Source organism: Acidovorax sp. 94, from assembly GCF_003634645.1.
Classification (GTDB): domain Bacteria; phylum Pseudomonadota; class Gammaproteobacteria; order Burkholderiales; family Burkholderiaceae_C; genus Acidovorax; species Acidovorax facilis.
Map to the genome: position 1 here is coordinate 5258994 of NZ_RBJA01000001.1, position 25409 is coordinate 5284402.

Sequence of the window (25409 nt, forward strand, 5' to 3'; positions counted from 1 at the left end):
GGCAGCAAGCCCCGTGCCCGCCATACGCCAGAGGGCGCAGGGGTGGTGCCCACCCGCGGCGGCCGTGGCATGGAAACTGCACTTGCAGGGCTTGTCGCAACCCCTGTCCATGCCTCCCTCCACCGCCTCTCTTGTCCCGCCCGACGTGGCCTCGGCGCCCGCATTGGGGCCGGATGCCGACGCGCAAGCGCCGCAGCAGGTCGTCAAGGTGCGCCGCGACTACAACAGCTGGGTCGCCACCGAGACCATGGAGGACTACGCACTGCGCTACACCCCCCAGCGCTTTCGCAAATGGTCTGAATGGCGGGTGGCCAACACCGCGTTTGGCGCGGCCTCCTTCCTGATCCTGGAGGCCGTGGGCGCCACGCTGCTGGTGCAGTACGGCTTCATCAACGCGTTCTGGGCCATCGTGGCCACGGGGCTCATCATCTTCCTGGCGGGGCTGCCCATCAGCGTGTATGCGGCGCGCTACGGGGTGGACATGGACCTGCTCACGCGCGGCGCGGGCTTTGGCTACATCGGCTCCACGCTCACCTCGCTGATCTACGCGAGCTTCACCTTCATCTTCTTCGCGCTAGAGGCGGCCGTGATGGCCTATGCGCTGGAGCTGGCACTCGACATCCCGCCCACCTGGGGCTACCTGATCTGCGCCATTGTGGTGATTCCGCTGGTCACCCACGGCGTGTCGGCCATCAGCCGCCTGCAGATGTGGACGCAGCCGCTGTGGCTGGTGATGCTGGTGGTGCCGTTTGTGTATGTGATCGTGCGCGATCCTGGTGCGTTTTCTGGCATCGTGCACTACGGTGGTGAATCAATGCGGGGCGTCACATTCCAGCTGCCCTTGTTTGGTGCGGCGCTCACGGTCGGTATTGCGCTCATTACCCAGATGGGGGAGCAGGCCGACTACCTGCGCTTCATGCCCGCATCCACCCCTGCCACACGTGGGCGCTGGTGGCTGGGCGTGCTGGTGGGCGGGCCGGGCTGGGTGGTGCTGGGCGTGCTCAAGATGCTGGGCGGCGCGCTGCTAGCCTACCTGGCGCTCACGCACATGGTGCCTGCCGAGCGTGCGGTGGACCCCAACCAGATGTACCTGGCCGCGTATGAATACGTGTTCCCCCACTACGGCTGGGCGGTGGCGGCCACGGCGTTGTTTGTGGTGGTCTCGCAGCTCAAGATCAATGTGACCAACGCCTACGCAGGCTCGCTGGCGTGGTCGAACTTCTTTTCGCGCCTTACCCACAGCCACCCGGGGCGCGTGGTGTGGGTGGTGTTCAACACCCTCATCGCCTTCATGCTGATGGAGATGAACGTGTTCCGCGCCATGGGCGAGGTGCTGGGGCTGTACTCCAACATCGCCATCGCCTGGATCATGTCGGTGGTGGCCGACCTCGTCATCAACAAGCCGCTGGGTCTGTCGCCCAAGGGCATCGAGTTCAAGCGCGCGCACCTGTACGACATCAACCCGGTGGGCGTGGGCTCGATGGCGCTCGCGTCCATCCTGTCCATCAGCGCGCACCTGGGCCTGTTCGGACCGCTGCCGCAGGCGTTCTCGGCGGTGATTGCGATGGCGGTGGCCTTTGTCACCGCACCGCTCATTGCCTGGGCCACTGGAGGGCGCTACTACATTGCGCGCCAGCCCGATCCCACTGCGGTGACCGATGTGGTGGCGGTGCCCATGCACGGTCCGGTCAGCGGCAAACAAGGTGCTGACCTGGGCAGCTATGTGCGCTACACCGTGCAGCGCTGCGTGATCTGCGAGCGCGAGTACGAAGCCCCGGACATGGCCCAGTGCCCTGCTTACCGGGGGGCTATCTGCTCGCTGTGCTGCACGCTCGATGCGCGCTGCGGCGACCTGTGCAAACCCCACGCGAGCATGGCGGTGCAGTGGTCGGCCGCGCTGCGCTGGGTGCTGCCGCGCGCCATGTGGCGCTACCTGGACACGGGCCTGGGTCACTTCCTGCTGCTGATGCTGGTGATAGCGCCGCTGCTGGCCTCGGTGATGGGGCTGCTGTACCACCAGGAGCTCAACACCATCGCCCAGGCGGCCACTGACACCGAGGTGATGGCGGCACCCGAAGTGGCGCTGCGCTCGGGCCTGCTCAAGGCCTATCTTGCACTGCTGGTCATTTCGGGCATCGTGGCCTGGTGGCTGGTGCTGGCGCACAAAAGCCGCCAGGTGGCTCAGGAGGAATCCAACCGCCAGACCGGCCTTCTGGTGCGCGAGATCGAGCTACACCGCCAGACCGACGAGGCCCTGCAGACCGCGCGCAGCGTGGCCGAGCAGGCGCGCCAGGTGGCCGAAGAAGCCAAGCGCGCTGCCGACCAGGCCAACCAGGCCAAGAGCCGCTACATCAGCGCCATCAGCCACGAGATCCGCACGCCGCTCAACTCCATCCTGGGCTACGCGCAGCTGATGGGCGAGGACGCGGGCGTGCCCCCGCACCGCAAGCAGGCGGTACATGTGATCCGCCGGGGGGGCGAGCACCTGCTCTCGCTCATCGAGGGCACGCTCGATATTGCGCGCATCGAATCCGGCAAGCTCACGCTGGACGTGACGCCCATGCGTTTTGCCGATGGCCTGCACGAGATGGCCAGCCTGTTTGAACTGCAGGCCGCGGCCAAGGGCCTGGCTTTCCAGTTTGATGTGCTGGGCGTGATTCCGGAAGTGGTGCGTGCCGACGAAAAGCGCCTGCGCCAGATCCTCATCAACCTGCTGGGCAACGCCGTCAAGTTCACCGCGCACGGCACCGTCACGCTGCGCGTGCGCTATGCACGCGAAATGGCGCGCATCGAGGTGCAGGACACCGGACCAGGCCTCACAGCCGAGGAGATCGAGCGCATCTTCGAGCCCTTTGCGCGCGGCGGCTCGGGCGGTGGCAACACCGCGGCCGCGCCGGGCGCAGGCCTGGGCCTGACCATTGCCAAGATGCTCACCGCGCTCATGGGCGGCGAGCTGACGGTGAGCAGCACCCCAGGCGTGGGCTCTGTGTTCCACGTCAAGCTGTTTCTGCCCGAGGTGCATGGGGATACGCTGGGCAAGGCGGCGGCGCCTGTGGCTGTGCAAGCCCAGCGCGCGCGCAGAGGGTATGCCGGCGAGCGCCGCCGCATCCTGGTCGTGGACAACGAAGAGCCCGACCGCGAGCTGCTGGTGCAACTGCTCGAACCCCTGGGCTTTGAGCTGCGCCAGGCGGCCAGCGGCCACGATGCGCTGGATCTGCTGGCCACCGGCTACCGGCCGCACGCCATCTTCATGGACCTGGCCATGCCGGGCATCGACGGGTGGGAGACCTTGCGGCGCGTGCGGCAGATGCGGTTGCCGAACGTGCATTGCGCCATTGTTTCCGCCAATGCGTTTGACAAGGCGCTGGACAACGACGTGGACATCCGCCCCGAAGACTTCATCGTCAAGCCCGTGCGCCACAGCGAGCTGCTCGACTGGCTGGAGCGCCGTTTGGGGTTGCAGTGGCAATACGGCGAAGCCAATACGACCCCCGCCTTGCCTGCGGCAGCGGATGCGCCCCTCACATACCCCGACACCACCGCCCTTGCCGCCTTGGCCCAGGCAGTGTCTTTGGGCTACTACCGTGGCATCCTCAACACGCTGGACGACATTGAACGCAGCCAGCCCGCGCACAGCGCTTTTGTGGGCACCATGCGGCAGCTGGCCAAGCAGTTCCAGTTCGATGCCATGGGCCAGATCCTGGAGCAGGCACCCTCGTGATGACCACCGCCAACCCATCTTCCTTGCACGCGTCTGCAGCGCCCGGTGCAGCGCTGGACCGCACCGACAGCGACGTGGTGCTGATCGTGGACGACGTGCCCGACAACCTGGCCGTGCTGCACGACGCGCTGGATGAATCGGGCTACACCGTGCTGGTCGCCACGCATGGCGAGGCGGCCTTGCAGCGTGCCGCGCAGGCCCTGCCCGACATTGTTCTGCTCGACGCCATGATGCCCGGCATGGACGGTTTTGAAGTCGCCCGGCGCCTGAAGGCATCGCCCGCCACGGCGCACATCCCCATCATCTTCATGACGGGCCTGACCGAGACCGAGCACCTCGTGGCCGCGCTGGAGGCGGGTGGCGTGGACTACGTCACCAAGCCCATCAAGCCCCGCGAGGTGATGGCGCGCATGGGCGTGCACCTGGGCGCAGCCCGCAAGGCCCGGCAGGACGCCCGCCAGGCCCGCGAGGCGCGCAACGCGCTCGATGCGTTTGGCTACGCCAGCATCACCGTGCGTGCGTCGGACGGCCGCATCGTCTGGCAAACCCCGCTGGCGCGCGAGCTGCTGCAAAGTTACTTTGGCGAAGTGAGCCCCGATGGCACGCCCACCGCATTCGGCCAATGGGCACCCGAGCCCGTGCAGGCCTGGCTGCGCCGCCACGTGCTGGCCGACAACGCGGCCGAGCTGCTGGCTGCATCGCTGGCCGAGCCTCCCCGCCTGGCCGTGGAGCAGGGCGCGCGCCGCCTCACCTTCCGGCTGCACCAGCAGGCGGGGGACAGCGCCGGCGGCGGCGACTGGCTCATCGTGATGCGCGAGGTGTCCGACGCAAAAATCATCGAATCCATGAGCCTGTCCTTCAAGCTCACCGCGCGCGAGGCCGAGGTGCTGTACTGGGTGGTCAAGGGCAAGATCAACCGCGACATCGGCGACATCCTGGGCGCGAGCCCCGCCACGGTGAAGAAACACCTGGAGCGCGTGTTCGCCAAGCTGGGGGTGGAGACGCGCACTGCGGCGGCGGCCATGGCGATGAACCGCATCCGGCAGCTGCATCCGCAATTTGAGGGGTAGTTTTGGGTGTTTTTGGCCGCTAGCGCTTTTTGGTAAAGCGCCGGCAGCTATAAATTTTGAAGAGCCAGTGTGACCGCCTAGGCTGCGCGTCAGCGGCCCACAGCCTTCTCCAGCTCTTGCTTGTTCATCTTTGAGCGCCCCTTGATCCCCTGCCGTTTGGCGTCTTCGTAGAGCTGATCCCGGGTGCGCCCCTGCGGGCCACGGCGCGAGTTCCTGCCTCCGCGCACGGGCGCAGGCGTGGCACGCAGGGTCTGAGGGGCGGCGGTTTTACTTTCGCCGTGCTGTGCGCGTTCCTTGTTGACCGTGCGGGCCGCGATTTCCTCGGCCGTGTCTTCGTCCTTGCCGCGTTCCAGCAGGCTGTCCTTGATGTGTTCGTACTGGCGCTCGCGTTTGGCGCTCCAGGTTCCGCGTGGCATGGTGGGCTCCTTCGAGTGGCAGGGTGATGAGCGTTTCAGCTTATGCCCAGACCCGGCGGCCCCGGTCAGTGTTGCGCGGGGGCGGGTGTAGGACGCATGCCCCGCATGTCTTCTGAAGGGAGTGGTACGCCCTAGTCCACTGAAACCGAGAAATCGGCTGTGCGCCGAGGTGGCAGCGGGTGCAGCGCAAGGCGCGGGCTGCGGCCAAGGCTGGCCGCCTTGGCAAAGTCCGCAACGCAACGCAACGCAACGCAACGCAGCGATGCGCCTGCTGCCACCCCGGCTCGAAGGGTGAGGGCCTGGCAGGGCCGCCCTTGTCGTTGCCGTGCTCGCCGGGTGTGCAACCCGCCTGCGCCCGCCGCCTAGAGGGAGGCCCTGCCAGACCCTCACGAACAGCCGATTTCTCGGTTTCAGTGGGCTAGTTGGGTCAAAAAACGGCTGTAGCGCTTATTTGACAAGCGCTTATAGCTATTATTTTTGAATGAACTACATCCCCAGCGACTTCAGCAGTGCGTCCGTGTCGTCCTGCCCCGCAGGCGGTGGCGCGGGCACGGGAGGGGCTTCTTGCGACTGGGCCATCAGCGCGTCGGCATCCGGCACTTCCTGCGCCTCGAAGTCGTAGAGCTTGATGAACTCGGTGCGGTCGATGGCCAGTTCCAGGTAGAAGATGTTGTTGTTGCTGGTATAGAAGGTCACGCGCCGGGCTTCGGGCTTGTCCAGGTTGGCGTCCACGCTCAGCATCACCTGCTTGTTCAGCACCAGCATCTTGGGCTGGTTCTGGGTGATGTGAGTCTGCAGCTCGCGGCGCACCTTGCCGGTGAAGTCGCCCACCACCTGGTTCATCAGCTCGCCCATCACATTGCTCACTTCGTCCGACGTGTAGGAGCTGACCAGATCGTCCTTGGACATGCCCATGTTCAGCAGGTAGTTGGCATACAGCTCCATCGCGGCCTGGGCCGAGAAGTTGATGATGACCAGCCCCGAGAAGCCGCCATCGAACAGCACAAAACAGCCGATGTCGGGCTTGAGGCACGTCTTGCTGATGCGTTGCACCATGCCGGAGTAGTGGATCTGGCTGTGGGTGGCCACGTTCAAGACCCGGGTGACGGAGTTGCACAGGCTGATCAGCAGATCTTCGGTGCCGTAGACGGGGGATTTATCGGGGAGGCTCATGGTGTGGATAGGCATCTGCCAGGAAAAACAACAACAAAACTGCAACGCAGACAGAGCATAGGCGATGGCGCACCGCGAGGCCAGAGTGCTTTCCGCCCTGGTGCGCTCAGCTGCGGGTGTTGGCCGTGCGGTTCTTGGGCGCAGAACTTGCGTGCCCTTGATCCGGGTCATACCACGTTGGCGCCCTGGGCCCGCATGGGATGCAGCGGATTGACAACCAACCGGGCAGGCGTATCGTGCCTCCCATACCAAAAGAGAGGGGCGCCAGATGGGTGTTGTCTATAACTATGGGTTGGCCGATTTCCAATCGATTGCGGCGGGCGCAGCGGTTTTGGCCAGTGGGGGGGGCGGCAGCTACCACGACGCTTGTTCGATCCTTCAGGAGCTGGCTGGTCAGGGCTGGAGCGGCACGGTCACGGTGCAGGACTATGACGGCGCCACCAACGCCTGTGTGCTCGCCATCATGGGCTCGCCCGATGCGGCCGACAGCCTCACGCTGTCTGCGGTGCAAAACTCGGTCAGCAACACCGTGGCCGTGATGGAGGCCAGTACCGGTGCCCTGCTGGGCGCCTTGATCCCTGTGGAGATCGGGCCCATCAATTCGCTCGTGCCGCTCATTGGCGCGGCCATGTCGCAGGGCGCGGTCTGGGTGGTCAACGGCGATGGCGCTGGCCGTGCCGTGCCCGAACTTCCCCAGACCACCTTCACCGGCGGTGCGCAGCTTGCGCCGTGCCCCGCTGTGCTGGCCAGCGATGCCTCTACGCTGGTGGATCTGGAATCCGCTGTGCTGGGCGCTTCTACCGCTGCGCGCGTGGAGACCCTGGCGGGTGGCGTGGTGGCCGGGTTTGGCGGGTATTCGGGCATTGCCATGTGGCCCTCCAACGCGGGCAACGGTTTTGCGTTGTCGGGCAGCTACATTCCGGGCACGCTGGAGCAGGCGCGGGGGCTGGGGCAGTTTCTGCTGCAGGCCGCCACGCCGCCTGCCACTGCTGCCGTGGCGGACGTGATCACCATGATCACCGGCCGCCCAGCCAGCGCGGTGGTGACCAATTTTTTCATCACCTCGGTCACGCAGTCCACCTCCAGCGCGTCGCTGGATTCGGGCATCATCCGCCTGGACAACACACAGGACCCGAGCCTGAGCACCGAGACGCACTATCTGTACAACCTGAACGAGAACCTCATCATGTACTCGTCTGCGAGCGTGGCGCCCGATGTCATCGCCCCCGACTCCATCTGCTACTACTCGGAAAGCACGGGCCGCGGCTTCTCCAACGCCAGCGACGACCTGGCCCTGTACTTCGATCCCACCACGGGCAAAAGCACGGGCCAGATGGTGAGCGTGATCGCCGTACAGACGGCCCCCCAGCTTTACAACACCCCGGGTGTCGTGGCTTCGTTTGCCGGTTTGCTGCGCAACATGGGTTACGCCGGGGCGATGCCGTCGGCCTGAAGAATCAAGGGTTTTTGCCGCCATGGGTGATGAAGCAGACCTGAACAAGGAGCGGCTGGAGCTGGTGCTGGAGGCCGCCGGGCTGGACCTGTGGGAGAACGATCTGGTCAGCGGCCAGGTCACCCACAAGGCCACCAAGACCTTTGAGGAGCTGGGTTTTACCCAGGACGAAATCGTGACGGGCGTGCAGGACATCTTTGGCCTGTTCCACCCTGGCGACCTGGAAAGCGTCAAGCAGGCGGTGGCCGACCACGTGGCAGGCATCACACCGCAGTACCGTGCCGAGTTCCGGCTGCGCTCCAAGGCGGGCGAGTGGATCTGGTTTGCCAACTACGGCCGCATCATGGACCGAAGCAGCGCCACGCCCGGCAAGCGGTTGATTGGCGTCACCTTCAACATCCATGACCGCAAGCAGAAGGAAGACGAGATTGCGCAGATCAACCAGCAGCTGCTGGAGCAGAACAAGCTGCTGCAAGAGCTCAATACCGCGCTGGAGTTGCTGGCCGCCAATGACTCGCTGACGGGCCTGGCCAACCGGCGCACGCTGATGGAACTGGGCGCGAACGAATGCAAACGCACCGAGCGTTTTGACCACCCGCTGTCCCTGCTGGTGGTGGACATTGACCTGTTCAAGACGGTCAACGACGCCTGGGGGCACCTTGCGGGAGACCGCGTGATCTGCGCCGTGGCCCAGGCCTGCGCGGCGCGCAAGCGCAGTGGTGTGGACATCGTGGCGCGGTTCGGGGGCGAGGAGTTTGTGATCGTATTGCCCGAAACCGATGGCGTCAGCGCCTTGCGTGTGGCCGAATCACTGCGCCACGATGTGGCCGCGTTGAGCGTGCCCGTGAATGAGCAGGGTGCGAGCGCTTCGGTCACCGTGAGCATCGGTGTGGCCACGATGCACAAGGGCTCGGGCATCGGCTTTGAAGAGCTGGTCAACCGTGCCGACAAGGCCCTGTACCGCGCCAAGGGCACGGGGCGCAACGCCGTGTACTGCGCCGATGTGCAGCAGGGTGGGGCCCCTGCGGTCCATGTACTCATCGAGCCGGACGAAGACGCAGACGGCGTTATCACCGCCTGAGCACCGTCCGCTCCTCACTCCTCGCTCGTCCACTCCACCTGCACGCCCAGGCTGCGCAGGTTCTCCACGAAGTGCGGGTGGGCGCGGCGGATGGGTGTGGCGTTGCGGATCTCCGAGCGCCCGAGGGTGCTCGCCGCCACCATGAAGAGCGCAATCGCCACGCGGATGATGTAAGGGCTCTCCACCACCGCAGGCGTCAGTGGGTTGCCGCCAAAGGTCACCAGCCGGTGCGGGTCGGACTGGAACACATGCGCGCCAAACTTCGACAGCTCGCCCGCCCAGCCTAAAGCGCCGTCGTACACCTTGTTCCAGAACAGCGCATTGCCCTCGGCCCGCACACCCAGGGCGATGAAGATGGGCAGCAGGTCCACCGGAAAGTACGGCCAGGGCGCCGCCTCCACCTTGGTCAGCACATTGCTGGTGAACGGCGTCTGCACCTTGAGCGGGCCCGCGCAGTGCGCGCGCGACCAGCCGTCCTCGTGCGTGATGGTGACGCCAAACTTGGCAAAGGTGCGGTCGATGAGCGGAAAGTTCTCCGGCGCGCTGTTCTTCACCACCACGTCACCCCCCGTGATCGCACCCAAGGCGAGGAAGGTGGTGATCTCGTGAAAATCTTCGTCGAAACGGAACTCCCCGCCACGCAGCTGCGTGCCGCCATGCACCGTGATGCGCGACGTGCCCATGCCCTCAATGCGCACGCCGATCATGGTCATGAAGCGGCAGAACTCCTGCACATGCGGCTCCGACGCGGCATTGGTCAGCACCGACGTGCCTTCGGCCGTGGCGGCGCACAGCACGAAATTCTCGGTGGTGGTGACCGATGCGTAGTCCAGCCAGTGGTGGTTGGCCTGCAGCCTGCCGTCGCAGCGGATCAGCAGCGAGCCTTCGGCCCGTTCCACGCGCCCGCCAAAGCGGTGGAACACCTCCACATGCGGATCGATCTCGCGCACGCCCAGCGTGCAGCCCTTGACGTTGTCCTCCAGCCGCGCCACGCCAAAGCGCGCCAGCAGCGGGGGCACCAGCATGATGGACGAGCGCATTTCCTCGGGCAGGCGGTGGTGGGCCGCGTCGAACGTGGTGGCGTGGTGGTGCAGGTTCAGCGTGCCAGTGGCGTGGTCCATCTGCACATCGCTGCCCAGCGTGCGGAAGATGTCGAGGATCTTGCGCACATCGGTGATGTCGGGCACGCCGAGCAGCCTGAGTGGCTCGTTGGTGAGCAGCGTGGCGCAGAGCACGGGCAGCACCGCGTTCTTGTTGGCAGAAGGAATGATGCGGCCCCGCAGCGGGGTGCCGCCGTGGACGACGAGGTTGGACATGGGGAGGGAGGAGAAGAGGCCTGGGCGGGCCAGGGGTTGCGCGAGGTCGATACTCTAACTGGGTTGTGTGTATGGGGGCGGTGTGCCTGGTTTGTGGGCGGAGGCCGGGGAGCGCGCCCGGCAGCGCGGTAACTTTCTTTCGCGTCGCCGAAAGAAAGTCACCAAAGAAAGAGCGACCCCCAGTCTGCGACCCCTTCGCGTTGCGAAGGGGCAACCTGCGGCGGGGCGGTTGCGGGGTGCGCCGTGGAACTCGCTTTGCGCTGGCGCGCGCCGCTCGGACAACCACGGCGAGTCAGTTAACGAAGCATGGGCGCTTCGACGCCCATGCTCACCCCGCAACCGCCCCGCCGCAGGCGCAGCCAGCAGGGGGTTGGGCACCCGAACATCCAACAGCCGAACAGCCACACGGGCCATTGCTTCGCTCGGCCTCGCGGTCGCGGCGCGAAGCGCCCGCGCGTTGTGGGCCGAGCGCAGCGCAGCGAAGCAATGGCCCGAGTGGATGTCCGCTCCCCGGGTTCCCTTCAGGATGCGCCGAGGAGCGCAGCGGCCAGCGGATCAGGGCTCGCGATTGTTTGAGCGCAGTGAAACGAAGCGAGTTCGAGCGAGACCCCGCTGGACGCGAGTACCGCAGGTTTCCCCACACGCCCGCAAGGGCGTGTGGGGACGCAGCGTGCAGGGTCGCCTTCTCTTTGGTGACTTTCTCTTGGCGAGGCAAGAGAAAGTTACTGCGCCGCCGGGCGCACACCCCGGCCTCCGCCCTCCAACCAGGCATGCGGCAAATCCAGTGCACAAGCCCAGGCTTCGTCAAGCTCAGCCCGAACGGACAGCTGAACCGATCAGACCCCGACAAGCTCAGCCCGAATAGCCGATAGCATGAGGTATGCTGCAAAAATAATAGCTATAAGCGCTTTATGGACAAGCGCCAGCGGCAGAAACAACCAAAAATCAACCCGGCCCCTCAGCCGCCCGATGAATCGCTGCACGAATCCTCGGATACGTCCCACACCGGCACGCATTGCCACCCATCGCCGCGTCAATGTCCGCATCGTTGGGCTTGGGGTTTTTCTTGAGCAGCGCGCAGGCCGACATGAGCTGCCCGCTCTGGCAGTAGCCACATTGCGCCACGTCCAGCACCGTCCACGCGCTGCGCAGGGCGGTGGCCTCGGGGCCTTGTAGCCCCTCAATGGTCGTGATGTCGGCATCGCCCACGGCCGAGAGGGGCGTGATGCAGGCGCGCACGGGCTCGCCATTCAGATGCACGGTGCAGGCGCCGCACAGCGCCATGCCGCAGCCAAACTTGGTGCCGTTCATGTGAAGCTCGCCGCGCAGCACCCACAGCAGGGGCGTGTCGGGTTCGGCGGTGACGGCGATGGCTTTGCCGTTGATGCGCAAGGTGGTGGACATGGTGGTTCCTTGAATCGATTCAGGCCAGCTTCAGTGGCAGGGCGCGCAGGCGCTGGCCGGTGAGTGCGAAGAGGGCGTTGGCCACCGCAGGCGCAATGGGCGGCACGCCGGGCTCGCCCACGCCCTCGGGCGGTTCGGCGCTGTCGATGATGTGGGTCTCCACCCGCGGGCAGTCGGCCATGCGCAGCAGCGGCACGTCGTGAAAATTACTCTGCTGCACCTGCCCGTCCTTCAGGGTGATCTCGCCATACAGCGCCGCCGTGAGCCCAAACACCACGCCGCTTTCCATCTGCTGCGCAATCAGGTTGGGGTTGATGGCCGCGCCGCAGTCGACAACGCACACCACGCGGTGCACGCGAATGGCCTTGTCCGCCCCCACCGACACCTCGGCCACCTGCGCCACGATGGAGCCGAACGACTGGTGCAATGCCACGCCGCGCGCACGCTTCTCGCCCGCTGCACCCGGAGCCAGTGGTTTTCCCCAGTCCGCGAGCTCGGCCGCCTTTTGCAGCACCTTCAGATGGCGCGGGTGCTTTTGCAGCAGTGCGGCGCGAAACGCCACCGGGTCCTGCTTGGCCGCCGCTGCGGCCTCGTCCACAAAACTTTCCTTGAAAAACGCCTGGTGCGAGTGCCCGACCGAGCGCCAGAAGCCCACCGGCAGCGGCAGGTCGACGATCTCGTGCGCAATGCGCGCATGGGGCCATTCGTAGGGCTGGTCGAACGCGCCTTCGGACGTGGTCTTGTCCGGCCCTGCGCCTGCGAGGCCAAAGGTGCGCACCAGCACCTGCGGCACGATGGCCTGGCCCACCGACACGTTGTGCCACGCCACCAGCTGGCCCTGCGCGTCAAACCCCGCCTTGAAGCGGGCCATGCAGGCCGGGCGGTAGAAGTCGTGCTGCGTGTCCTGCTCGCGGCTCCACAGCGTTTGCACCGGCGCACCCCCGGCGGCCTTGGCTATGGCGGCGGCCTGTGCCACGTAGTCGGCCTCCAGCCTGCGGCCAAAGCCGCCACCCAGCAGCAGCTGGTGCAAGGTCACTTTTTCGTCGTCGATGCCTAGCGCCTTGGCCGCCGCGCGGCGCGCCAGGCCCGGCACCTGGGTGGATGTCCACACGGTGGCAGCGCCATCTTTGAACTGCACCGTGCAGTTGATCGGCTCCAGCGCGGCGTGGGCCAGGTAGGGCGCGCGGTAGTCGGCGGTGATGGTGCTGGCCGCGCTCTGCATGGCAACGTCCACATCGCCCGCGCTGTGGTAGCCAAAGCCTTTGGCCTGGTCCAGCGCCTGGGCCAGTCGCGCCATCACGGTTTCGCTCGACAAGGTGGCGGCGGGGCCGTGGTCCCATTCCACGGTGACTGCGGCGGCGGCCTTTTTGGCGTGCCACGGCGTGTCGGCAATCACGGCCACACCGCCCGTGCCGCCGTGGTAGGGCGCCACTTCGAGCACGTGTTTCACGCCGGGCAGCTTCTGGGCGGCGGCTGCATCAAAGCGGGCCACCTTGCCGCCGCGTGTGGGGCACATCACGAGACAGGCGTGCAGCAGGCCGGGCGGGTTGGCGTCGATGCCGAACACGGCCGTTCCATCGAGTTTGGACGGCGCCTCGATGCGCGTCAGCGGCTTGCCGATCAGCTTGAACTGTGCGGGCTCCTTGAGCGTGACCTTGCCCGGCATAGGCTGCTGAGCGGCCAGGGCGGCCAGTTCGCCAAAGGTGGCGCGCTGGCCTGCAGAGTGTTCTACCCAGCCTGCGTTGGTCGTGCACTCGGTCGCCTGCACGCCCCACTGCGAAGCGGCAGCGCGGATCAGCATCGCACGCGCATGGGCGCCAGCTTCGCGCATGGGCAGCCACAGGTCCTTGATGCTGCTCGATCCGCCCGTCATCATCACGCCCACCTCGCGCATCGTCTTGGCAGTCAGCCAGCCGGCCACGGCCTTCATCGAGCCATCGTTGTCGGGGTGAAAGGGCAGGCCGTCCACCACCGTGGCGAGGTTGTTGTAGATATCGTCGATGGGCGTCATCTCCAGCCGCACCTGCGCCCAGTCGGCGTCCAGCTCTTCGGCCAGGATGGCGGCCAGGCCCGTGTGTGCGCCCTGGCCCATTTCGGACTTGGCCATCATCACCGTCACGGTGTTGTCGGCCCCCACTTTGACCCAGCCGTTCAACGCGGCCTGTCCGCGGGTCTGCGGCAGCGGGTCGGACGGGTGCAGGCGCTGGCGCGGCGGCATCACGCCCCAGCCAATGACCAGCGCGCCCGCTGTTGCGGCGCCGCCGAGGAGCACTGTGCGTCGTTTCACCATGGGTTCATTCCTTATTGGGGCCTTAGCCGCCCATCGTAAATCCGAGGGGCGTTTCTCCACCACCGGGATTGCCGCAGATTTTGAGTGTTTTCGGCCTCTAGCGCTTATCCATAAAGCGCCAAAAGCTATTAAATGCATAGCGTTTCGCCTACCCGACACAACGTGATTGACCCGGCCATTTACCTATGCAGCCGTGCCGCCGTGTACGCCACCCGGCGTATTTCCCAAGCAGGCCCCGCTCTCCAGAATCCATTCCATCGCTAGATCACCCAGGGCCCCGCAAGGGACCGCTGAGCGAAGCGGTTTGATTGATTGAAACCACCACCGGAGAAGCACACATGCAACGTCGTTATTCCCTCAAGGCCCTTGCGGCCGTCGCTACGCTCGCTGGCCTGTCTGCGCTGCCAGCCCACGCCCAGGACACGATCAAGGTCGGCATCCTGCACAGCCTGTCGGGCACCATGGCCATCTCCGAGACCGTGTTGAAAGACACCGTGCTCATGGCCATCGACGAGATCAACGCCAAGGGCGGCGTGCTGGGCAAGAAGCTCGAACCCGTGGTGGTGGACCCGGCCTCCAACTGGCCCCTGTTTGCCGAAAAAACCAAGCAGCTGCTCGGCCAGGACAAGGTCTCGGTCATCTTCGGCTGCTGGACCTCGGTGTCGCGCAAGTCGGTGCTGCCAGTGGTTGAAGAAATGAACGGCCTGCTGTTCTACCCGGTGCAGTACGAAGGTGAAGAGCTGTCCAAGAACGTGTTCTACACCGGTGCCGCGCCCAACCAGCAAGCCATCCCTGCGGTGGACTACCTGATGAGCAAGGACGGCGGCAGTGCCAAGCGCTGGGTGCTGCTGGGCACCGACTATGTGTACCCCCGCACCACCAACAAGATCCTGCGCGCCTACCTCAAGTCCAAGGGCGTGAAGGACAGCGACATCGACGAGAAGTACACCCCGTTCGGCCACTCCGACTACCAGACCATCGTGGCGGACATCAAGAAGTTCAGCCAGGGCGGCAAGACGGCTGTGGTCTCCACCATCAACGGCGACTCGAACGTGCCCTTCTACAAGGAACTGGGCAACGCGGGCCTGAAGGCCAAGGACGTGCCTGTGGTCGCCTTCTCGGTGGGCGAGGAAGAACTGCGCGGCGTGGACACCAAGCCGCTGGTGGGCCACTTGGCCGCATGGAACTACTTCCAGTCCATCAAGAGCCCGGCCAACACCGAGTTCATCAAGAAGTGGAGCGACTACGCCAAGGCCAAGGGCATTGCCGGCCACAAAGACAAGCCGCTCACCAACGACCCGATGGAAGCTACCTACATCGGCATCAACATGTGGGCCCAGGCCGTGACCAAGGCCAAGAGCACCGACACCGACAAGGTGATTGCCGCCATGGCGGGCCAGACCTTCAAGGCACCGAGCGGCATCGTGTCGAAGATGGATGAAAAGAACCACCACCTGCACAAGAGCGTGTTCATCGGAGAGATCAAGGCCGACGGCCAGTTCAACGTGGTGTGGAAGACCCCCGGCCCGGTAAAGGCCAAGCCATGGTCTCCATATATCGAAGGCAACGACAAGAAGAAGGACGAGCCGGACGGCAAGTCGAAACTCTGAGCACCCCCCTGAGGCGCTTGCGCGCCTTCACCCCCTCTCTCACGCTTGCGCGTGGGAGGGGGGACGCCGCCAGCGCGGCGGGGCGGCCCTTGCGCGGCGGCCCTCGCTCTTAGATCGCGCCTGCTCTGCGGCCCACTGCTTTTTCACACAGCCCTCGTCATGCTTGCTTCCATTTTTTCTCGCCTGATCGCCTGCCTGCTGCTGTGTGCAGCCGTGCAGGCGCACGCACTCACGGCCGAGGCGGCGCGGGCCATGGCCAGTGGCGATACCGACGAGCGCATCGCCGCGCTGCAGCAGGCCATTGCCACCCCCGACGACGCCACGCTGGCCTTCATCCGCGCGATGGGCGAAGACGCCGTCAAGATCGCAGGCGACAAGGCCATCGTCATGAAGGACGAAAAGGGCTACGACCCGGTGAGTGGCGCCGAGGTGCCTGTGCCCGACGATGCCGAAGACATCGTCAACAACAACCGCATGCGGGGCGAGTTCGACGCAGCGCTGGCTTCGCTGCAACTGCTGTCGCCCGATGTGGCCCAGCGCCGCACCGCCATCGACGCGCTGCGCGAAGAGACCGACGAGGCGCGTCTGCCCCTCATCGAGAAGGCCCTTGCCGCCGAGAAGGACGTTGCCCTGCAAGCCCGGCTCGAAGCCATCCGCGCGCGCATCCTGCTGGCGAGCAGCGATGCGTCGCAGCGCCTGAAGGCCGCGCAGTATCTGGCCACCAGCGGCAACCCCGGCACGCGCACCGTGCTGCTGGAGCAGCTGCGCAACGAACAAGATCCCCAGGTGAAGGCCGCCATCCAGGCCGCGCTGACTGCGGTGGAAGGCCGCCTGCAGTGGGGCGAAAAACTGGCCGCGCTGTTCACTGGCATCAGCCTGGGCTCCATCCTGCTGCTGGTGGCGCTGGGCCTGGCCATCACCTACGGGCTGATGGGTGTCATCAACATGGCCCACGGCGAGCTGATGATGATCGGCGCCTATGCCACCTATGTGATGCAGGGTGTGTTCCAGCGGTACTTTCCGGGTGCGTTCGACTGGTACCTGGTCGCGGCCGTGCCGGTGGCATTCATGGCGTCGGCCCTGATGGGCGCGGTGCTGGAGCGAAGCGTGATCCGCTTCTTGTATGGCCGCCCGCTGGAGACGTTGCTGGCCACCTGGGGCATCAGCCTGATGCTGCAGCAGCTGGTGCGCACCGTGTTCGGTGCGCAAAACGTGGGCGTGGAAAACCCCGCGTGGATGAGCGGCGGCGTGCAGCTCATGGAAAACCTGCAGCTGCCCTGGAACCGCGTGATCATCGTCGCCTTCGCGCTGGCGGTGCTGGCCGGTGTGGCCTTCCTCATCAGCAAAACGCGCCTTGGCCTGTTTGTGCGCGGCGTGACGCAGAACCGGCCCATTGCCTCGTGCATGGGCGTGAACACGGCGCGGGTGGATACCTATGCCTTTGCGCTGGGCTCGGGCATCGCGGGCCTGGCGGGCTGCGCGCTGAGCCAGGTGGGCAACGTGGGGCCCGACCTGGGGCAGAGCTACATCGTGGACTCGTTCATGGTGGTAGTGCTGGGCGGCGTGGGCCAGCTGGCCGGCACCGTGTATGCCGCGCTGGGCCTTGGTGTGCTCAACAAGTTCCTCGAAGGCTGGACGGGCGCCGTGCTGTCCAAGATCGCCGTGCTGGTCTTCATCATCATCTTCATCCAGAAGCGGCCGCAGGGCATCTTTGCGGTCAAGGGGCGTACGGCCGATTGAGGCCGATAGAGACAGACTGATATGACTACGCCATCTCCTATCCAACTTCCTGCTCCGGCACCGCTGCTTACCCGCAGCGGCTGGTCAGCCTTTATCGTGGCGCTCATCGTGGTGTGCGCCGTGGCGCCCGTACTCAATCTGTGGGTGCCCGCAGGCAGCGCTTTCCACCTCAGCGACTACGCCGTGGCGCTTCTAGGCAAGATCATGTGCTACGCCATCTGCGCACTCGCCATGGACTTGATCTGGGGCTACACCGGCATCCTGAGCCTGGGCCACGGCCTGTTCTTCGCTTTGGGTGGCTATGTGATGGGCATGTACCTCATGCGCCAGATCGGCCGCGACGGCAACTACAAAAGCGATCTGCCCGACTTCATGGTGTTCCTTGACTGGAAGGAGCTGCCCTGGCATTGGGCGTTGTCCGACAGCTTTGTGGCCACCTTAATCCTCATCGTGGCGGTGCCCGGCGTGATCGCGTTTGTGTTCGGCTACTTCGCGTTCCGCTCGCGCATCAAGGGTGTGTACTTTTCCATCATCACCCAGGCCATGACCTATGCGGCCATGCTGCTGTTCTTTCGCAACGAGACGGGCTTTGGCGGGAACAACGGCTTTACCGACTTCAAGCGCATTCTGGGCATGCCCCTGGCCACGCAGAACATGCGCATGACGCTGTTCGTGCTCACGGGCGTGACGTTGCTGGTGTTCTTCTTGCTGGCCCGCTGGCTGGTGCGCAGCAAGTTCGGCCGCGTGCTGCAGGCGGTGCGCGATGCCGAAACGCGCGTCATGTTCTCGGGTTACTCGCCGCTGCCCTACAAGCTCACCATCTGGACCATCAGCGCCATGATGTGCGGCGTGGCGGGCGCGCTGTATGTGCCCCAGGTCGGCATCATCAACCCCGGCGAGATGAGCGCCGCCAACTCCATCGAGATCGCGGTGTGGGCTGCAGTGGGTGGCCGCGCCACGCTGATCGGGCCCATCGTGGGGGCGTTCATCGTCAATGGTGCCAAGAGCTGGCTCACCGTGACGGCGCCAGAGTTCTGGCTGTACTTTCTGGGCGCGCTGTTCATCGCCGTCACGCTGTTCCTGCCCGATGGTGTGGTGGGCCTGGTCAAGAAATTGAAGAAGAACAACAACAAGAAGACCGAAGGAGCCGCGCCATGACGCCTGATCTGATGGACGAAGGCGCGCGGCGCATTCAGGCCAAGCTGGCACCTGCTGCCCTGGGCCAGACCGAATCCGGTGGCCGCACTGCAGGCTTCTCGCGCATCGCCACGCCCGGTGAAGTGGATGTGACCCACGGCCGCATTCTGTACCTGGAAGATGTGAACGTGAGCTTTGACGGCTTCAAGGCCATCAACAACCTGAGCCTCGATATCGCACCCGGCGAGCTGCGCTGCATCATCGGCCCCAACGGTGCGGGCAAGACGACGATGATGGACATCATCACCGGCAAGACGCGGCCGGACAGCGGCACGGTGTATTTCGGCTCGACCATCGACCTGCTGCGCCACAACGAGCCGGAGATTGCGAGCCTGGGGATCGGCCGCAAGTTTCAGAAGCCGACGGTGTTTGAGCAGCTCAGCGTGTTCGAGAACCTGGAACTGGCCTTGAAGACGCACAAGGGCGTGACGTCGAGCATGTTCTTCCGTCTCGATTCAGCGCAGTCGGACCGGCTGGCCGAGATCCTGCACACGATTCATCTGGCGGACAGCGTGGCGCGTATGGCGGGGAATCTGAGCCATGGGCAAAAGCAGTGGCTCGAGATTGGCATGCTGCTGATGCAGGACCCCAAGTTGTTGTTGCTGGATGAGCCGGTGGCGGGGATGACGGATGAAGAGACGGCGCGCACGGCAGAGCTGTTCTTGACGTTGAAGGGCAAGCATTCGCTGATGGTGGTGGAGCACGACATGTCTTTCATTCGCACCATTTCTGAGATCGTGACGGTGTTGTGCGATGGGTCTGTGCTGGCGCAGGGGACGCTGGACCAGGTGCAGGCGGATGAGCGGGTGATTGAGGTTTATTTGGGGCGGTGATGGTGCTTTGCCGCTCTGGTTCCTTTGGTCTTGAGAACGTCCGCTATCCGTTCGGGCTGAGCCTGTCGAAGCCTGGGCGTGCTGGTTTGAAAAGCGCGCTTGTGTTGAGGGCGGAAGCCGGGTTATCGCCCCGGCGGGCGACTCACTTTTCTTTGCTTCGCCAAAGAAAAGTAAGCAAAAGAAAGGCGACCCCCAGTCTGCGACCCCTTCGCTGTGCGAAGGGGCAAACCTGCGTCGGGGCGGTTGCGGGGTGCGCCGCAGAACTCACTGCGCGCCTGCGGCGCTCCGCTCGAACAACTGCGGCGAGTCAGAGCACGAAGCATGGGCGCTCCGACGCCCATGCCACCCCGCAACCGCCCCGCCGCAGGCGCAGCCAGCAGGGGGTTGGGCACCCGAACATCCAACAGCCGAACAGCCACACGGGCCTTTGCTTCGCTCGGCCTCACCTCGCGGGCGCAAGCGCCACGCGCTGCGCAAACTGGGCCGAGCGAAGCAATGGCCCTTATGGCTGTCCGATCCCAAGGGTTCCCTTCTGTGCGTGCCGAGAAGCGCAGGGCAGGGGGGGCGTGCGTGTGCCGAAGGACACACGCACTTCGTGCACTGACTCACCGCAGTTGTTCGAGCGGAGCGCCGCAGGCGCACAGCGAGTTCTGCGGTGGCACCCTCTGCTCGAGCATCGCAGGTTGCCCGTAGCGCAGCGAAGGGACGCGCACAGTAGGGTCGCCTTTTCTTTGGTGACTTTCTTTTGGCGACGCAAAAGAAAGTTACTGCGCAGCCGGGCGCATACCCCGGCTCCCGCCCTCAAACCAGGCACACCGCACAGATCAGCGCTCAAGCCCCGGCTTCGACAAGCTCAGCCCGAACGGTCAGTGGAAACTATCAAAAACATAGCTGCTGGCGCTTACTGAATAAGCGATAGAGGCCAAAAACACTCAAAAATCCATCATGCTCACCGTCCAAAACATCAACCAGTACTACGGCGGCTCCCACATCCTGCGCGACGTGAGCCTCACCGCCCAGGCCGGCAAAGTCACCGTCCTGCTAGGCCGCAACGGCGTCGGCAAAACCACGCTGCTCAAAAGCCTCATGGGCCTCGTGCCCATCAAAAGCGGGGGCATCACATTCGATGGCAAACCCATCGACAAAACCACTCCCTACGACCGGGCGAGAGCAGGCATCGGCTTCGTCCCCCAAGGCCGCGAGATCTTCGGCCGCCTCACGGTCGAAGAAAACCTGCGCATGGGCCTGGCCTACAAAAGCGGCTCCACGCCCGTGCCCCCGCACCTGTACGAGCTGTTTCCCGTGCTCAAGCAGATGCTCAAGCGCCGGGGTGGTGACCTATCCGGCGGGCAACAGCAGCAGCTGGCCATCGCCCGTGCCCTGGCCCCCGGCCCGCGTTTGCTGATCCTCGACGAGCCCACCGAAGGCATCCAGCCCAGCATCATCAAAGACATCGGTCGCGTCATTCGCATGCTGGCCGACAAGGGTGAAATGGCCATCCTGCTGTGCGAGCAGTACTACGACTTCGCGCAGGAGCTGGCCGACGAATACCTGGTGATGGAGCGCGGCGAAGTGATTGCGCGCGGCCCGGGCAGCGAGATGGAAGCCAAGGGAATTCGCAATCTGGTCGCCATCTGAATGAAGGCGACAGACGCTCAGGCCTGCACCAGGCGGTTTTGTGAACCACGCCAGCGCGACACACTCTCCATGATCAGCACCGTGCACAGCACCCAGGTGCCCGCCAGCAGCCAGCCCGCCAGCACATCGCTGGCGTAGTGCACCTGCAGCACCACGCGGCTCCAGCCAGTGGTGAAGGTGAGCGCGCCCGCTGCCAGCACCGCAGGCAGGTGCCAGGGCCTTGGCAGCAGGCGGGTGGCCAGGTAGGCCAGCATGGCGAAGGCCGCCATCGACGCGCTGCTGTGCCCGCTCGGAAAGCTGAAACCGTGGGCCTGTGCAATGCCATGTTCGTGTTCCGGCCGCACGCGTTCGAAAAGTTTTTTCAGGATCTTGGTCAGTGCACCATTGCCGGCCAGGGCCACCAGCCAGCCGGTGGCCAGTAGGCGGTGCTGGCACGCCCACAGCAGCGCCGCCACCACCACGGTGCACGCGGCCAGCACCCACGAATCGCCCAGATGCGTTAGCACCGCAAACCACTGCAGCACGGCCGTGTCGGCGTGCGTGCGCAGTCCTTGCGCAATGGCATCGTCCAGCGTTCCCCAACGGCCGCCCTCGCTCCAGCTTTCGGCCAGTTCGGCCATCGTGGCGCCCGCCAGGACCAGTGCGAATGCGCTGGCTCCCATGGCAGCCAGCACCACCCCATACGCCTGCGCGGGCAAAAACCTGCGCAGCGGCGGGCTGTGGTGCTGCGCGGTGCGCAAGCCGACCAGGGCCAACGCGCCCACCAGGGCCGAGGCCAACATGCCTGCCACCCACCATTCCATCGGGTAGCGCGCCAGCAGCGCCCCCAGCGCGGCAAGGTCCATCGGGGTCGTGAGTGTCGCTATCGTCATCGGGTGCTGGTGGCTTTCTGCGTTTTGTTTTGGAAATCAATATGAGGGAGCCGGGCGTTGGAACCGAGTTCCCTACACCCCGCCACAGCGAAGGTGTATGCCCCCTTGCCATGCGGCGTCTGTCGGCAAACTCTGACAGGGCAAGGGCGCAGCTGCTGGCTGCGGCAGGGGCGCGGCGGGGCGATCATTCAGGTCACCGTATTACACAATTCAGGATGGCTGCAGGGGGCTCCCGGGCACAATCCGTGCCCGACGCTCCAGGCGTTGCCTCCTGACGCAGCCGTCGAACCATGACCCCTTCCGAGCATCCCCATCCTGTCCGTCCCCACGGGCCCATCCACCTGGTGGTGCCCAAGCGCCCCGGGGCCGACCTGGACCTGCTGCGCGCCAAGCTGGAAGGCGTGCCCGCCTTGCAGGAGCACGACGTGGTCTGGCATGTGCCCGACCAGCGCGGCGACATCGTGCAGCTGGCGCGCGATGCTGCGCAGGCTGCGCTGGCCGATGGCGGGCTGGTGGTGGCGGCAGGGGGTGACGGCACCATCAACGCCGTGGCCTCGGCGGCGCTGCTGGCGGGGGTGCCACTGGGGGTGGTGCCCATGGGCACGTTCAACTACTTCAGTCGCGAACACGGCCTGGCGCCGGACCCCGAAGCCGCCGTGCAAGACATGCTGCAGGCGCTGCGCAACGGCGACCTGCGCCCGGTGCAGGTCGGTTTTGTCAACCGGCGCATGTTTGTCGTCAACGCCAGTGTGGGCCTGTACCCCAAGATGCTGGCCGACCGCGAAATGGCCTCGCGCCGCTTTGGTCGAAAGCGCTGGGTGGCCGTGGCGGCTGCGGTGTGGAGCATGTTCCGCCCCTCGGCGGGCCGCCGGTGGCGCGTAGTGATGAAGACCGACCGTGGTGCCCAGGCGCAGCAAGAGGAGCACCTGGTCACCACGCTGTTTGTGGGCAACAACCCTTTGCAGCTCGACCGCATGGGCCTGCCGCAGGCGCAAACAGTGGCCGACGGCGGCAAGCTGGCCGTGGTCATGCTCAAGCCCCAAGGCCGCTGGGCCATAGCGCGCACGGTGTGGAACGCGGCCACCGGGCAGTTGCACAAAGACAATGCCGTGGTCAGCATGGCCTGTACCGAGCTGACCGTCACCCCCGCCAGTTGGCGTCCACCGCAAGTCAAGCTGGCGTTTGATGGCGAGCGCGAATGGATGGTGCCGCCCCTGCATTTCCGCCTGAGCGAGCGCCCGCTGTGGCTGGTGGCGCCCACCACCTTGATGCGCGATGATGAGCAGGAAGGCGAGACCCAGGGTGCGCCAGTTGCAGCGCCAGAGCCCGCGTCGGTGCCCGGTCTCATGCCTGCATGACACTGGTTTGAGAGACTGAAAGTCCTTTATCCATGCCCGCCTTGCACGCAAAAACGCCGCGACTCGAGCCCGACTAAAAAACTCTCAGCCTCTAACGCCAGCACGTCCCAGGGCAAAAGACACCTCTTCAGAAAGCACCGATGACCGTTTTGATGCACCTCTCGGATCTGCACTTCGGCGCACACGATCCTGCGGTGTGTGCGGCGGCCCAACGGCTGGCGCAGCGGCTGGGCGTGGCGATGGTGGTGGTGTCCGGCGACCTTACGCAGCGCGCCACCGCGGTGCAGTTTGAGCAGGCCGCGCGATTTGTCAAAGGCCTGCATGCCCGCTCTACCCTGGTGCTGGCGGGCAACCACGACCTGCCGCTGTTTGCCTGGTGGATGCGCTGGGGCCGAGCCTACGAGCGCTATGCCCACCAGTTCGGCATCGACCAGGAGCCCGTGCGGCAGATGGGCGCCTTTTATGTGGTGGGCGTGAACACCACCCGGGCCTGGCGGCACGAGCGGGGCAGCCTGTCGTCGGCGCAGATCGATCATGTGGCCATGCTGCTGGCGCGCGCCCCGCCGGATGCCTGGCGCATCGTGGCCAGCCACCACCCCCTGGTGTCCCGCGACGCCGCCGACCGCGCGCACCGGCCCCACCGGGCGGACGAAGCGTTGCAACGCTGGCGCGCGGCGGGCGCCCATATGCTGCTGTCAGGCCACGTGCATGAACCCAGCGTGTTGCAGCCCCTGCCGGGCCTGTGGGCCTGCCGCGCGGGCACGGCGGTGTCGCATCGCCTGCGCCACGGCAGCCCCAACAGCCTGGTGGTGCTGACGGTAGAAGCCTCAGGCGCAGCCGTGGGGGGCTGGGCCCGCTATGCAGCGCGCTGGGACTACGACGAAGCGGCGGGGGAGTTTGTGTGTGTGCAGCGGCAGGCGGTGGGGGCGGAGTGAATCGTGGACCCGCGGGGACCGGGAGCGGCGCTTGATAAAAAAGGGGCGCCCAAAGGCGCCCCAACCTTGGGACTCTCCGTAAACCTTTCTGAAAAACGGATCAAAACCGGTGGCGCACCCCCACCGCAAAGCCGGTGCCCTGTGCGCTGACTACAGACGGCGGCGGAGGCAGCGTGCGGGTCAGGGTGCTGTCGCGCATCACCATGGCATACAGGTCGGTGCGCTTGGACAGGAAATAGTCATACCCCAAGGTGAACACCTTGCGCTCCACATTGCCGCCCGCCACCGTGGCAGGCACGGGGCCCACGGTGTCGCTGGTGTGGCGCACCGCGTAGCCCGCCAGCACACGGCCTGTACCCACGGGCACAGCGGCGCTCACATCCCACACCCGATACGACAGGTTGAGCGGCGCAGCGGCCGTGCCCCGGTTGTCGATGCGGCCCAGGTGGGCGAACAGCTTGACCACCTCGAAGTCGTACGACGCCGCCAGCTGCCAGGCGCGTGTGTCGTTGGGCGAGGTGCCGTCGGCGAAGGTGCCGGGGTTCTTCTTCACGCTCTGCCACGCCAGCGATGCGGCCCACGGGCCTTGGGCATAGGCCAGCCGGGCCGCGCTGTTGCCGCCGCCCTGGCCTTCAGAGATGGCATGTGCCACCGAGGCATTGAAGCCCGCAATGTTGGGGCTGTCATACACCACCGAGTTGGCCCATGCCGTGCCACCCGTGAGTGGGCTGCCGATGAAGGTGACCAGGTTCAGCGGCCCCAGCACGGTGGAATCGCCAAACGCGTTGGAGGTAATGGAGTTCAGGAACAGCAGCGATGTGACATTGCCCAGCCGCACGCGGCCCAAGTCGCGGTGCGACACGCCCACCCAGGCGGCGCGCGAGAACACGGGGTCGGCCGCCACATTCACCGGTGCGGGCAGCGCATCGTTGCGGCCGGTGGCGCCGGAGTCGTTGCGCACAAAAGACGACAGCTCAAACTGTGCCGACAGTCCGCCGCCCAGGTCTTCGGTGCCGCGCACGCCCCAGTGGCTGGTGGACATGCCGCCACCGTCCAGTTTGGTCACGGCGCGGTCCTGCGCGTTGATGCCGGCGGCGGGGCCCGCAAAGCGGCCCACGGCGGCATCGACCAGGCCATACAGCTGCAGTCCGGGGCCTGCGGCGGGTTGGGCTTGTGCGGCGAGTGTGGTGGCAGACAGGGCTGCAGCGGTGCCCAGGGCGCGTGTCCAGCGCCGACGGGCCCGAGGGTGGAAGAGGTGGGGCGTGGGGGAGGTGCGGGGTTTCATGGTGTCTTTCGATGGGT

At 65.6% G+C, this 25409-nt stretch carries 18 protein-coding genes and 1 pseudogene; 11 read left to right on the forward strand and 8 right to left on the reverse strand.

Features of this window, described 5'->3' with window-relative positions; genetic code table 11:
* Nucleotides 1–109: 109 nt before the first annotated feature.
* Together C8C94_RS24260 and C8C94_RS24265 are read left to right on the forward strand one after the other, a co-directional pair.
* Nucleotides 110–3721, forward strand: a complete 3612-nt coding sequence (locus tag C8C94_RS24260; protein ID WP_121422531.1) for an ATP-binding protein — start codon at nt 110–112, stop codon at nt 3719–3721.
* On the forward strand, nt 3721–4791 hold the full coding sequence (locus C8C94_RS24265; protein ID WP_055399009.1) for a response regulator: 1071 nt from the start codon (nt 3721–3723) through the stop codon (nt 4789–4791). The genes C8C94_RS24260 and C8C94_RS24265 overlap by 1 nt, the downstream gene beginning before the upstream one ends.
* Nucleotides 4792–4880: 89 nt before the next feature.
* Here the strand turns inward: C8C94_RS24265 and C8C94_RS24270 are convergent, their stop codons facing one another.
* The gene (locus C8C94_RS24270) at nt 4881–5207 is read right to left on the reverse strand and encodes a plasmid stabilization protein (protein WP_121422532.1); all 327 of its coding nucleotides are present in this window, start codon (nt 5205–5207) and stop codon (nt 4881–4883) included.
* A 486-nt stretch (nt 5208–5693) separates the two neighbouring features.
* On the reverse strand, nt 5694–6380 hold the full coding sequence (locus tag C8C94_RS24275) for a DUF3334 family protein (protein WP_121422533.1): 687 nt from the start codon (nt 6378–6380) through the stop codon (nt 5694–5696).
* A gap of 268 nt (nt 6381–6648) precedes the next feature.
* Here C8C94_RS24275 and C8C94_RS24280 point away from each other — a divergent pair, with 268 nt between their 5' ends.
* On the forward strand, nt 6649–7833 hold the full coding sequence (locus C8C94_RS24280) for a DUF917 family protein (protein ID WP_121422534.1): 1185 nt from the start codon (nt 6649–6651) through the stop codon (nt 7831–7833).
* 22 nt (nt 7834–7855) lie between these two features.
* Nucleotides 7856–8914 (forward strand): sensor domain-containing diguanylate cyclase, encoded by a 1059-nt coding sequence (locus C8C94_RS24285; RefSeq protein ID WP_121422535.1) that lies wholly within the window; start codon nt 7856–7858, stop codon nt 8912–8914.
* 14 nt (nt 8915–8928) lie between these two features.
* Here C8C94_RS24285 and C8C94_RS24290 read toward each other — a convergent pair whose 3' ends face one another.
* From C8C94_RS24290 to C8C94_RS24300, 3 genes are all read right to left on the reverse strand, one after another.
* Nucleotides 8929–10230, reverse strand: a complete 1302-nt coding sequence (locus C8C94_RS24290; RefSeq protein WP_121422536.1) for a UDP-N-acetylglucosamine 1-carboxyvinyltransferase — start codon at nt 10228–10230, stop codon at nt 8929–8931.
* A gap of 945 nt (nt 10231–11175) precedes the next feature.
* Complete coding sequence (locus C8C94_RS24295; RefSeq protein WP_121422537.1) at nt 11176–11634, reverse strand: (2Fe-2S)-binding protein; 459 nt, start codon at nt 11632–11634, stop codon at nt 11176–11178.
* 19 nt (nt 11635–11653) lie between these two features.
* Nucleotides 11654–13924, reverse strand: a complete 2271-nt coding sequence (locus tag C8C94_RS24300; RefSeq protein WP_121422538.1) for a xanthine dehydrogenase family protein molybdopterin-binding subunit — start codon at nt 13922–13924, stop codon at nt 11654–11656.
* A 338-nt stretch (nt 13925–14262) separates the two neighbouring features.
* On the opposite strand from C8C94_RS24300, the gene urtA reads away from it, so the two are divergent.
* From urtA to urtE, 5 genes are all read left to right on the forward strand, one after another.
* A complete protein-coding gene (gene urtA / locus C8C94_RS24305) occupies nt 14263–15534 on the forward strand; it encodes an urea ABC transporter substrate-binding protein (protein WP_121423059.1) in 1272 nt (423 codons plus the stop codon).
* Between the two features lie 159 nt (nt 15535–15693).
* Nucleotides 15694–17274, forward strand: a complete 1581-nt coding sequence (urtB, locus tag C8C94_RS24310) for an urea ABC transporter permease subunit UrtB (RefSeq protein WP_121422539.1) — start codon at nt 15694–15696, stop codon at nt 17272–17274.
* A gap of 21 nt (nt 17275–17295) precedes the next feature.
* The gene (gene urtC, locus C8C94_RS24315; RefSeq protein WP_121422540.1) at nt 17296–18432 is read left to right on the forward strand and encodes an urea ABC transporter permease subunit UrtC; all 1137 of its coding nucleotides are present in this window, start codon (nt 17296–17298) and stop codon (nt 18430–18432) included.
* Nucleotides 18429–19304 carry an urea ABC transporter ATP-binding protein UrtD gene (urtD, locus tag C8C94_RS24320; RefSeq protein ID WP_121422541.1) on the forward strand — a complete coding sequence of 292 codons (876 nt, stop codon included), beginning with the start codon at nt 18429–18431 and terminating at the stop codon, nt 19302–19304. Before urtC ends, urtD begins: the two co-directional genes overlap by 4 nt.
* A gap of 945 nt (nt 19305–20249) precedes the next feature.
* On the forward strand, nt 20250–20942 hold the full coding sequence (gene urtE / locus C8C94_RS24330) for an urea ABC transporter ATP-binding subunit UrtE (RefSeq protein WP_121422543.1): 693 nt from the start codon (nt 20250–20252) through the stop codon (nt 20940–20942).
* Nucleotides 20943–20959: 17 nt separating this feature from the next.
* Here urtE and C8C94_RS24335 read toward each other — a convergent pair whose 3' ends face one another.
* Nucleotides 20960–21814, reverse strand: a complete 855-nt coding sequence (locus tag C8C94_RS24335) for a phosphatase PAP2 family protein (RefSeq protein WP_370449760.1) — start codon at nt 21812–21814, stop codon at nt 20960–20962.
* A gap of 290 nt (nt 21815–22104) precedes the next feature.
* On the opposite strand from C8C94_RS24335, the pseudogene C8C94_RS26085 reads away from it, so the two are divergent.
* Nucleotides 22105–22515 (forward strand): annotated as a pseudogene (locus C8C94_RS26085) (diacylglycerol kinase family protein); the annotation flags it as partial.
* Here C8C94_RS26085 and C8C94_RS26090 read toward each other — a convergent pair.
* Entirely contained in the window at nt 22425–23162 is a 738-nt protein-coding gene (locus C8C94_RS26090; protein WP_370449773.1) for a DUF2694 family protein, read from the reverse strand. The pseudogene C8C94_RS26085 and the gene C8C94_RS26090 sit on opposite strands and share 91 nt — an antisense overlap.
* A 150-nt stretch (nt 23163–23312) precedes the next feature.
* Between C8C94_RS26090 and C8C94_RS24345 the strand changes: the two genes are divergently transcribed.
* The gene (locus C8C94_RS24345) at nt 23313–24107 is read left to right on the forward strand and encodes a metallophosphoesterase (RefSeq protein ID WP_121422545.1); all 795 of its coding nucleotides are present in this window, start codon (nt 23313–23315) and stop codon (nt 24105–24107) included.
* 100 nt (nt 24108–24207) lie between these two features.
* Here C8C94_RS24345 and C8C94_RS24350 read toward each other — a convergent pair whose 3' ends face one another.
* Entirely contained in the window at nt 24208–25392 is a 1185-nt protein-coding gene (locus tag C8C94_RS24350; protein ID WP_121422546.1) for a porin, read from the reverse strand.
* Between the last annotated feature and the right edge of the window lie 17 nt (nt 25393–25409).